Origin of the sequence: Furfurilactobacillus milii, from assembly GCF_009863985.1 — a bacterium.
Lineage (GTDB): Bacteria > Bacillota > Bacilli > Lactobacillales > Lactobacillaceae > Furfurilactobacillus > Furfurilactobacillus milii_A.
This window is the reverse complement of record NZ_WEZT01000005.1, coordinates 379,291-389,384: the sequence shown is the minus strand read 5'-3', so window position 1 is coordinate 389,384 and position 10,094 is coordinate 379,291. Positions and strand designations below refer to the sequence as shown.

At 43.3% G+C, this 10,094-nt stretch carries 15 protein-coding genes, 1 pseudogene and 1 other annotated feature; all 16 genes and pseudogenes read left to right on the top strand.

The features are described from left to right. Positions 1-127 (top strand): annotated as a pseudogene (locus GB992_RS04760) (IS30 family transposase); the annotation flags it as partial. Between the two features lie 279 nt (positions 128-406). Continuing rightward, on the top strand, positions 407-916 hold the full coding sequence (locus GB992_RS04755) for an LptM family lipoprotein (RefSeq protein WP_161001433.1): 510 nt from the start codon (positions 407-409) through the stop codon (positions 914-916). A gap of 124 nt (positions 917-1,040) precedes the next feature. Further along, complete coding sequence (locus GB992_RS11850; protein ID WP_284142927.1) at positions 1,041-1,169, top strand: hypothetical protein; 129 nt, start codon at positions 1,041-1,043, stop codon at positions 1,167-1,169. Positions 1,170-1,342: 173 nt separating this feature from the next. Continuing rightward, positions 1,343-1,428: a sequence feature (ribosomal protein L21 leader region), on the top strand. A gap of 16 nt (positions 1,429-1,444) precedes the next feature. Beyond that, the gene (gene rplU, locus GB992_RS04750; RefSeq protein WP_017261756.1) at positions 1,445-1,786 is read left to right on the top strand and encodes a 50S ribosomal protein L21; all 342 of its coding nucleotides are present in this window, start codon (positions 1,445-1,447) and stop codon (positions 1,784-1,786) included. A gap of 27 nt (positions 1,787-1,813) precedes the next feature. Then, on the top strand, positions 1,814-2,143 hold the full coding sequence (locus GB992_RS04745) for a ribosomal-processing cysteine protease Prp (protein ID WP_161001432.1): 330 nt from the start codon (positions 1,814-1,816) through the stop codon (positions 2,141-2,143). Between the two features lie 15 nt (positions 2,144-2,158). After that, positions 2,159-2,455 (top strand): 50S ribosomal protein L27, encoded by a 297-nt coding sequence (rpmA, locus tag GB992_RS04740; RefSeq protein WP_017261758.1) that lies wholly within the window; start codon positions 2,159-2,161, stop codon positions 2,453-2,455. Between the two features lie 81 nt (positions 2,456-2,536). Beyond that, on the top strand, positions 2,537-3,610 hold the full coding sequence (locus GB992_RS04735; protein ID WP_161001431.1) for a M24 family metallopeptidase: 1,074 nt from the start codon (positions 2,537-2,539) through the stop codon (positions 3,608-3,610). 124 nt (positions 3,611-3,734) lie between these two features. Continuing rightward, a complete protein-coding gene (gene efp, locus GB992_RS04730; RefSeq protein WP_017261760.1) occupies positions 3,735-4,295 on the top strand; it encodes an elongation factor P in 561 nt (186 codons plus the stop codon). A gap of 18 nt (positions 4,296-4,313) precedes the next feature. After that, the gene (locus GB992_RS04725) at positions 4,314-4,781 is read left to right on the top strand and encodes an Asp23/Gls24 family envelope stress response protein (protein ID WP_017261761.1); all 468 of its coding nucleotides are present in this window, start codon (positions 4,314-4,316) and stop codon (positions 4,779-4,781) included. Continuing rightward, on the top strand, positions 4,781-5,212 hold the full coding sequence (gene nusB, locus GB992_RS04720; protein ID WP_017261762.1) for a transcription antitermination factor NusB: 432 nt from the start codon (positions 4,781-4,783) through the stop codon (positions 5,210-5,212). The genes GB992_RS04725 and nusB overlap by 1 nt, the downstream gene beginning before the upstream one ends. Positions 5,213-5,398: 186 nt before the next feature. Then, on the top strand, positions 5,399-6,265 hold the full coding sequence (folD, locus tag GB992_RS04715) for a bifunctional methylenetetrahydrofolate dehydrogenase/methenyltetrahydrofolate cyclohydrolase FolD (protein ID WP_161001430.1): 867 nt from the start codon (positions 5,399-5,401) through the stop codon (positions 6,263-6,265). Further along, complete coding sequence (xseA, locus tag GB992_RS04710) at positions 6,266-7,612, top strand: exodeoxyribonuclease VII large subunit (protein WP_161001429.1); 1,347 nt, start codon at positions 6,266-6,268, stop codon at positions 7,610-7,612. A 1-nt stretch (position 7,613) separates the two neighbouring features. After that, complete coding sequence (locus GB992_RS04705) at positions 7,614-7,868, top strand: exodeoxyribonuclease VII small subunit (protein ID WP_161001428.1); 255 nt, start codon at positions 7,614-7,616, stop codon at positions 7,866-7,868. Then, the gene (locus GB992_RS04700) at positions 7,861-8,745 is read left to right on the top strand and encodes a polyprenyl synthetase family protein (protein WP_161001427.1); all 885 of its coding nucleotides are present in this window, start codon (positions 7,861-7,863) and stop codon (positions 8,743-8,745) included. Before GB992_RS04705 ends, GB992_RS04700 begins: the two co-directional genes overlap by 8 nt. A gap of 14 nt (positions 8,746-8,759) precedes the next feature. Then, positions 8,760-9,578 carry a TlyA family RNA methyltransferase gene (locus tag GB992_RS04695; RefSeq protein WP_161001426.1) on the top strand — a complete coding sequence of 273 codons (819 nt, stop codon included), beginning with the start codon at positions 8,760-8,762 and terminating at the stop codon, positions 9,576-9,578. Positions 9,579-9,592: 14 nt separating this feature from the next. Further along, positions 9,593-10,048 (top strand): arginine repressor, encoded by a 456-nt coding sequence (locus GB992_RS04690; protein WP_161001425.1) that lies wholly within the window; start codon positions 9,593-9,595, stop codon positions 10,046-10,048. The last annotated feature ends 46 nt before the right edge of the window (positions 10,049-10,094 follow it).

Below are 10,094 nucleotides of genomic sequence, written 5' to 3'. Positions count from 1 at the left end.
TGAGCACATTAGTGCTCAAGATTTAACAACGACGTTACTCGAAATTAACCAACGCCCCCTTAAAGTACTTAACTGGCAAACACCTTACCAAGTGATGCTGACTAATTTGTCAAAAAATTCGGATTAAATTTGCAATCTACCATAAGTATGCTTTTTCGTTTTAAAATAAGCTACTAAATTTGGCTATAGTACAAACAGGGATTGCTCTCAACAGCAATTCTTTTTTATTTTGGCCTCGTATTCAAGAAAACAATTTTTTTAATTTCTGGAACATAGGTCAGCATTTTTCTTGATTTCTATTTTGAGCCCTAAAGGAACTTTAAAAATAAGTCGCTGAGTTCCGGTCAAGGCGTCTTTTTTGGTACAATGAGTCTAGTTTGAAGTTCGCTTATTGAGGAGTGTTCACATGTGGAAGAAGATTGTGGCAACATTTGCCGTTTTGGGGTTATTGATTACACTAGCGGCTTGTGGTCAGAAAAGTTATGCAGGCGTTCAGGTTTCGGAGAAAAAGTACGAACGGGTTCAATCGGAAAATGACGATATCAAAACATTGGTAACGGCGCTACAAAAATTTCGGTATGATGATGATAAAAGCGCCAATACTGTGTATAAGGCTGCTGACAAGCTGAATCAGGAGTTGCGTCCTGGACTTAGTGAAGCACAGAAAAACCAATTAGGGGTTGCCCTAGGGGATGGTGCAACAGGTGTGAAGGGCATTGTCAAAGCAGCGGTTAGCAAGCAATACAATTTTGACGATGAGGTTGCATCTCAATTTCATGCTAATTTCCGTATTGTGTTCGACTTAGCCTCATTTTCAATCGGTAATTCAGTTCAACAACGTAGCAAGATTGAAACACAGATGCGAAAAGACACCAACGCAGACACAGAACTCTATAAAATCGGTACACAGGAGTAACCGTTTATTAACGATTTGGTAAAAGATGACATAAATCTCTTAAGAAGGCTTAAAAATTGAATATGAGCCTCTGTGATTGATAAACTGGAAACAGATACTTAATCAAGTTAAGGGAGGTTTTTAGATGCTTGCCGTATTGATTTTATCCATTGTTTTGATCGGAAGTGGCGTGTGGGAATTGATGGGTCGTTCGTCAGCATCGCATCTGTCAACTAACCGTACAACCGCTCAACCAGATCATCGTCAGCATTAGTTTGTTTGAAAAATCGACTATTAGCTCCTTAACGTAGTGTGAAACCAGTGTGTTTCCACTGCGTTTTTTGTTACAATTAAAAACGACTGAGATGTTTTGCCAGAAAAAGGACTTGAAGCATTTGACGCACCGGGTCTTCTCTGGTAAACTCTTATTGTTGTATTTGTGGACTTCCCACACTGCAACCGCGCAAAATAAGTTTTAAGTTTTCTCTGTTTAGGCAGTGAAACGCTTATCTTTGGCGAGTCTAAGAAACTTTTAAGGAGGTGCACAACGTGTACGCAATTATTAAAACTGGTGGTAAGCAATACAAGGTTGAAAAGGGTTCACCTATCTTTGTTGAAAAGCTTGATGCAAAGGAAGGCGACAAAGTTACTTTTGACGAAGTTGTGTTAGTTGCTAGCCGTTCCATTAAGATCGGAACACCATATGTTGATGGTGCTTCAGTTACTGGAACTGTTGAAAAGCAAGGCAAGGAAAAGAAAGTTGTTACTTTCAAGTACAAGCCTAAGAAGAACCAACACACTAAGACAGGTCACCGTCAACCTTATACGCGTGTCATGATTGATGAAATTGCCGGCGCAACTTCATCAAAGAGCGCTGACGCAGACAAGTAAACAACTACGAAACCACGCTAAGCTATTATGATTAAAGTTGATATTTCGAGAAATGCTAAGCGCCAACCGGTTCGGTTTGTTATGACTGGCCATGCAGATGCTGGTGATTATGGTGAAGATATTGTTTGTGCGGCAGCCTCCGTGCTGGCGATTACCACTGTTAACGCACTGGATGAAATTGCTGGGGTTCACCCGACAGTTTCATCAGATGATGACAATGGTGGCTTCTTGGAAGTGATTATCAATGATCGCAATCAAGCAGTTGAAACAATTTTAGCCACATTTATTTTAGGCATGACGCAAGTTGCACAGAAATACACTCAATTCGTTACGATTAGTGATGGTCACATTAACTAATGGAGGTGTAACCACATGTTATTGGATATGAACTTACAATTTTTCGCTCACCATAAAGGGGGCGGATCTACTGCCAACGGTCGCGACTCTGCTGGTCGTCGTTTAGGTACTAAACGTGCCGACGGTCAAAAGATCAACGCTGGTTCCATCATCTACCGTCAACGCGGAACTCACATTCTGCCAGGTATGAATGTTGGTCGTGGTGGTGATGACACACTGTTTGCTTTGACAGATGGTGTTGTTAAGTTTGAACGTAAAGGTAAGGATCGCCGTCAGGTGTCCGTTTACCCTGCCGCTGAAGCAGCAGAATAACAATCGATCAATAAACGGGCATAATGTTAAGGCATTGTGGCCGTTTTTTGTTTGATTTAATTAGTGATGAGGAGCGATAGCATGGGACAAAAACGGGTTGCTAAGGTTCAAGGTGTTTTGGATCAATTACATTTAGATGCTTTTTTGGTCACGGATGAGTTTAATCTACACTATTTAACAGGTTTTGCTAATGTTGGTGGTGACGGATGTTTATTAATTACTGGCGATCAGTCTTTTATGATTACCGATGCTCGGTATGAAACCGAAATGAAGGCTGAATTAGATCCACAAATCACATTAATGATTACGCGGGACTATTATGGAACAGTTGTTAAGCTAGCTGCAGACCAAAATCTTAGTGTGATCGGGTTTGAAGACACATTACCATACGTTATTTGGTCTATGTTAGATGAGCAACTTGCCGCTGATTTTGTTGGACTACATGCAGTGGTGGATCATTTACGAGAAATTAAAGATGCTGACGAGATTGCTAAGTTACGTCGTGCGATTCGTTTGTCATGTGAAGGTTATGATGCGCTGTTGCCGAATGTTCACGTTGGCATGACGGAAATTGAAGTGGCCAATAAGTTGGATGCTTGGATGCGCGCGCATGGTTCGACCGGGCCTTCGTTTGATACAATTGTGGCCAGCGGCTATCGTTCTGCAGAACCACATGGGTCAGCCACAACAAAGAAGCTCGCTAAGGGCGAATTAGTTACTGTTGATTTTGGCTTCTACTTCGACGACTATACGTCTGACATCACTCGCACGTTTGCGTTGGGGCAACCAGATCCCGAGTTAGTGGATATTTATAATCTAACTAAGACGGCTAACCAGGCAGTTATTGATGTAATCAAGCCTGGCGCAACCGGCGCTCAATTGGATGCTGCAGGTCGTGATTTGATTAAGGCGGCCGGATATGGCGCCGAGTTTAATCACGGCATGGGACATGGCATTGGTTTGAATATTCATGAAGAACCTCAAGTTTACGGACCAAGAATTCCTTATGCCATTCAAGCTAACCAGGTAATCACTGTTGAACCAGGGATTTATCTGCCAAACCTTGGTGGCGTTAGGTTGGAAGATGATGTTTTGGTGACGGAAAACGGTGCTGAGGTGTTAACAACCTCTTCAAAGGACTTAAAGATTTTGTAGTCGTTTAAAATTGCCAACTATTGCAACGACGGGATGCGTTACTGTATACTGAACAAGAATGAATTTTAACAAGTGTCATATTTGGGCGTTTTGTGTGCCCAATATGCCTTTAGGAGGAACAATTATGTCAATCTCTACTGCAGACTTTAAAAATGGTCTGACGATTGAAGTTGATCACGCTATTTGGCGGATCGTTGAATTTCAGCATGTTAAGCCCGGTAAGGGTGGCGCCTTTGTGCGTTCAAAGTTAAAGAACTTGCGGACAGGTGCCGTTCAAGAAAAGACTTTCCGTGCCGGTGCAAAAATGGAATTGGCTGAAATCAGCCAAGCTACCATGCAATATTTGTACAACGATGGTTCGAACTACGTCTTCATGAACACTGAAACTTATGACCAAGTTTCAATTCCAAACGAACAGATGAAAAATGCTGCTAAGTACCTGTTGGAAAACATGGAAGTTAGCGTAACCTCATTTGGTAACGAAATTTTGGGTGTTGAAGTACCAAACACGGTTACTTTAACGGTTAAAGAAACTGAACCCGGCATTCGTGGCGATACTGCTACTGGTGGCTCAAAGCCAGCAACAATGGAAACTGGTTTAGTTGTTCAAGTACCATTCTTCGTGAATGCAGATGATAAATTGATCATCAACACACAGGACGGTTCTTACGTTTCAAGAGCTTAGTTTGGATTGGAGGCCATTATGCCTGAAGTCAATAACATTACCTTAAATCAACCAGCTGATGCACTAGGTAGCATTGAAATTGCATCGGATGTTCTGGAGATTATCGTTGGTGTTGCGGCTAGCCAAGTAGACGGTGTTAACCGGATGCGTGGTACGATTGCGAATAATGTTTCGGAGTTGTTTGGCCGTACTGAACACAGCAAGGGTGTCAAGCTGAGCGTTAACGATGGCGAGATTTCTGCTGACGTCTTTGTCTACCTAGACTATGGTGTTAATGTGCCTAAGGTAGCCTTGGAAATGCAGGATAAGGTCAAACAACAAGTTACTTTGATGACGGAACTGCCAATGGGTGAGGTTAATGTTCACATTGTTGGTATCGTTCCAGAAAAAAATGATTCTGATATTGATCCAGATGACATTTTTGGTGACCGCGCCGCTGCCGCTGGCGACGACGAACAAACGACCAGCAAAGATGGTGACTTGTAGTGAGCTTAAATAGACATCAGATTAGAAAAATTGCATTTCAAGTGTTGTTTGCAAAACATATGAATGCAGATGCGAATGTGGAAGATCTGTATCGTCAATTAATTCCTAGTCAATCAGATCAACCCACTGTGGTGCCTGAGTATTTAGTCACATTGGTAAATGGTGTGACTGAAAAGGAAGCTGAACTTGATGAACAGATTAGTCCATTGTTAGCAAACAAGTGGTCCATTTCTCGATTGGCCAATCCTGATTTAATTATTTTAAGATTGGGTCTGTATGAGATGGAGTACTCTGCTGAAGTTCCCACACGTGTCGCTCTTAATGAAGCCTTGGAGTTGGCAAAAGAATTTTCTGATGACAATTCACGACGATTCATTAACGGGGTTTTATCAAAGCTTTTTGATAAAGCAGATGCTTCTTCTGCGGAATAAAGTTGAATAACGATGTCATTAATTGAGACTATGTGGTCTGAATTAATGGCATCTTTTTTATGCTTCTTCGTTAATTTCTCAACGAAAATGCGTATGTAATGAGTATCTAAAACACACAGTGAATGTGTTAAAATTATTCAGTATGAACGAATAAAAGTGTGAATTTAAAAAGTTAGGGGCAGTTTTATGACAGCAATAAAAATTGATGGTCGTGCGACCGCTAAAAAAATAAATGCGCAGTCTGCTGAGCAAACACGGAAGTTGACGCAAAAAGGTGTCATTCCGGGATTAGCTGTCATTATGGTGGGGGATGATCCTGCCAGTGCCATTTACGTTCGAAATAAGGAACGTAAAGCTGCCAAGTTGCAGTTTAATTCTGTTGTGAAGCATTTGCCGGCCGATGCTTCACAAGCCGAGGTCATTGCCCTAGTCCAGCGCTACAATGAGGATCCGCAAATTCATGCGATCTTGGTACAATCACCATTGCCTAGCCACCTTGATGAGGAGGCGGTGGTGATGGCGATTGATCCACGCAAAGATGTTGACGGTCTGCACCCCGAAAACTTGGGTCAATTGTTTGCTCAAGTTGGTGAGAACTTTCCTGTTGCGTGCACGCCGAAGGGCATCATGACGCTACTTTCTCAATATCAGATTTCACTACCAGGTAAACGCGTCGTGATGGTCGGGCGTAGCCGATTAGTTGGCAAACCATTATTAGCGTTGCTTAATAACGCTAATGCGACGGTAACATTGGCTCATCGGCATACGACAGATTTAGCGGGGCTAACCCGTTCTGCAGATATTGTCATTGTGGCGGTTGGACAGGCTGATTTAATCACTCGTGAAATGATTAAGCCAGGCGCTGTCGTCATTGATGTGGGCATGAATCGTGACGAAAATGGTCAACTCACGGGTGATGTTGCAAAGGATGTTGAGGACGTTGCTGGTTATTTGACACCCGTACCTGGTGGCGTTGGTCCGATGACGATTGCGACGTTAATGCAACAAACGATTCAGTTAGCAGCATGGCAAACCGGACAAGTGGTGGATTAAATGGCAGATCGTGAAGATTATCTATCCGTTACAACGTTGACACGTTACCTTAAACGAAAATTTGATGCTGATCCTTACCTTGGTCGTGTGTATCTAACAGGAGAAATTTCCAATTTTCGTCCGCGACCGAACGCCCATCAATATTTCAGTTTGAAAGATGACCATGCCAAAATTAATGCAATTATGTTTAAATCCGCTTTTGCAAAAGTGAAGTTTCAACCTGAAGAAGGCATGAAAGTTCTTGTGACCGGGCGGATTTCGCTGTACGAGCCATCCGGTAGTTATCAAATTTATGTAGAGCGGATGGAACCAGATGGTGTCGGTGCCTTGTACCAAGCTTATGAACAATTAAAGCGTAAGCTAGCCAGTGAAGGTTTGTTCGAACGTCGTCAACGGCCGTTGGTTAAGTACCCAAAGCGTATTGCGGTTATTACTAGTCCATCTGGGGCTGTCATTCGTGATATCATTACAACTACTCGCAGACGTTATCCCATTGCCCAGCTTGTGTTGTTTCCAGCGCTAGTTCAGGGTGATGCAGCGGCAGATGATATTGTCCGCCGTATTCAACAGGTGAATGAACTTGGCACATTTGACACCCTGATTATTGGTCGTGGTGGTGGTTCTATAGAAGATTTGTGGCCATTCAACGAGGAACGCGTAGCGCGTGCAATTGCCGCTAGCGAAATCCCTGTCATCTCGTCAGTGGGCCATGAAACGGATACGACAATTGCCGATTTAGTAGCGGATGTGCGAGCAGCTACGCCCACTGCGGCTGCCGAGTTAGCTACACCTGTGTTGTCAGAAACATTGTTGGCCATTTCGCAATTACAGGGTCGGTTATTTCAAGCGATGACTAGCCAAATTCAGTTAGATCGTCAGCGGTTAAAACAAGTTCGCCAATCTTACGTATTCACGCAGCCACAGCGTTTGTACGAAGGTTATACGCAGCGTGTTGCACAGCTTACCGATCAGTTAGTTAATGATCAACGTCAGCTGTTGAATGGCAAGCAACAGCAGGTAGCAACTGTTCGGGCCCGCTTGAGTACGCATTTGTTAACGGCTCGTGTGAAAAATGGTCGTCAACAGACCGATGCATTAAGTCATGAGCTTCTTAGTGTGAGTGTTAATATGATCAAAACGAAAAAAACGCAGTTACATGCTCTGATTAATCAACTGGATTTATTGAGTCCACTAAAAATTATGACGCGCGGGTATAGTTATGTGACGGCTGAAGGTCAAGTTGTTAAAACAGTTGATCAACTGTCTGAAAAGCAGGCCGTTACGTTGCACTTAGCAGATGGTCAAGCGGCGGCTACAATAAATAGCGTGGATAAGGAGAAAGACTAACATGGCAGAGGAAAAAAAGGCACAACCAACGTTTGAAGAAAACCTTACAGCGCTTCAAGCAATCGTAACAAAATTGGAGCAAGGTGACGTACCGCTAGAAACAGCGCTAACTCAATTTCAACAAGGGGTTACGTTGAGTAAGCAGTTACAAGATACTTTGGACAATGCAGAAAAAACGTTGACCAAGATGATGAATGATACTGGTCAAGAAGTTGATTTTGAGGCTGCTCCCGATTCGGCAACAAATCATGAATAAACAATTACGTAGTTTCGAACAAGAATATGTGCCAAAAATCAATCGGTTGTTGGATGAAAAATTAGCAACCAGTGCTAATCAGTCGTTGCTAGGTCAATCAATGGCTTATTCCGTTAAGGCCGGTGGCAAACGGTTACGACCATTACTGACGCTGGCAACAATAGTGAGTTTGAATAAAGAAATTACGGCAGCTGAAATGCAAGCAGCGGTGGCTGTCGAATTGTTACACACGTATTCGTTAATTCACGACGATTTGCCCGCGATGGATAATGATGATTTACGTCGTGGTCAAGCAACAAATCATAAAGTGTTTGGCGAGGATATTGCTATCTTGGCCGGTGACGGACTTCAAGCGTTGGCCTTTGACTGGCTAGCGACAGCACCGTTAGATGCTTCAATCACAATTCGTTTGGTGCAAAAATTAGCTGTTGCAGCAGGGCCTAAAGGAATGGTTGCAGGGCAAGTAGAAGATGTTTCAACTACTGGCAAGCGGATTCCACTGGCTCAATTACAAGCGTTACACAAACGTAAAACGGGTGCACTCTTGGAGTACGCGGTTATGGCGGGCGCCGTCATGGGTCACGCAACGGCGGAACAATGTCAACATTTTGCTCGTTTCGGCGCAGCGTTTGGTTTGGCATTTCAAATTTATGATGATATTTTAGATGAAACTGCAACGGCTGAGCAGCTAGGCAAGACGCCTAATAAGGATGAGGTTGAGGGCAAAAACACCTATCCACGGTTGATTGGGTTACCTGCTGCACGGCAAGCGTTAAACGCCAGTATTGAGGATGCTCGGCAGGCTTGTGATGCGCTGTCAGACAGTGGTGCTGATGGAAACATCCTTAGCGCGTTCTTGAGTTATTTTGAGGGTTAGAAAGGGAAAAACACATGGAAAAACAACGTGTCGACATCCTGCTTGTTGAGCAGGGAGTATTCACGTCTCGTGAGCAGGCCAAACGGGCAGTAATGGCCGGTGAGGTGCTAGGAAAAAATGAAGAACGATTAGATAAACCGGGTGAGCGAATTCCAACAGATACGGAATTGCATATTAAAGGCGATCCGATGCCGTACGTGAGCCGAGGCGGTTTTAAACTAGCCAAAGCACTTAAAGTGTTTAACATTGATGTAACTGGCCAAACAGTGCTAGACATTGGTTCTTCCACGGGTGGTTTCACCGACGTTATGTTACAGAATGGTGCCGTCCGCTCATATGCACTAGATGTTGGCAGCAATCAGTTGGTGTGGAAGTTACGCGAAGATCCGCGTGTCGTTGTTATGGAACATACGAATTTCCGTTATTCGAAACCTGCGGACTTTACCTTTGGTCGGCCAACATTTGCTAGTATTGACGTATCCTTTATTTCACTACATCGCATCTTGCCTAACTTGAAAACAATTTTGCAGCCTCAAGGCGAAGTGGTTGCGTTGATTAAACCACAATTCGAGGCAGGTAAAAATTACGTTGGTAAGCACGGCATTGTTAAAGACCCAAATGTGCATGAATCTGTTCTGAATGATATTGTCTCCTTTTCATTGGCAACAGGTTATTCTGTTACAGGACTGGATTTTTCACCAATTAAGGGTGGCGAAGGAAACATCGAGTTCTTAATCCATCTTGTGAACACAGACGGAGAGGGACAACTGTCGCCAAATGTGTCCGTGAAGGAAACGTTGACGTCAGCTTATGCCCAACTGAATCAAAAGTAGAGGGTGGATCGTTCATGAAAAAACGGGAACGGCAGGCAATCATTCGGCGCGTTATCGTTAATAATGCTGTTCATACACAGACAGAACTGGTGCTTTTGTTAGACCGAGAGGGACTTGATGTTACACAAGCGACAATCTCGCGAGATATCACTGAGATGCAATTGATTAAAGTGCCTGACGAAAATGGGCGCACGTATTACACATTTTCTAGCGACCGACCAATCGATGGTGAGAGTAAGTTGCGACGAAACTTAAATGGCAATGTTATTGATATGACCATTAATAATCAATTTTGTTTGCTTAATGTGCTGCCAGGAAACGGCCCGGTTATTGCTAGTTTAATCAAACAGATGAATTATGATGAGGTTTTTGGTGTGTTAAGCGATGACAGTACCGTTTTGATTATTGCCTCAACGATTGATCATGCTGTGCAAGTTCGTTCAAAACTCGCCGAGTTGGGTGCGGAATAAGTTAAGTTTTAGACATACCACGATAGGGTCCCTAAACGAGGGCTTA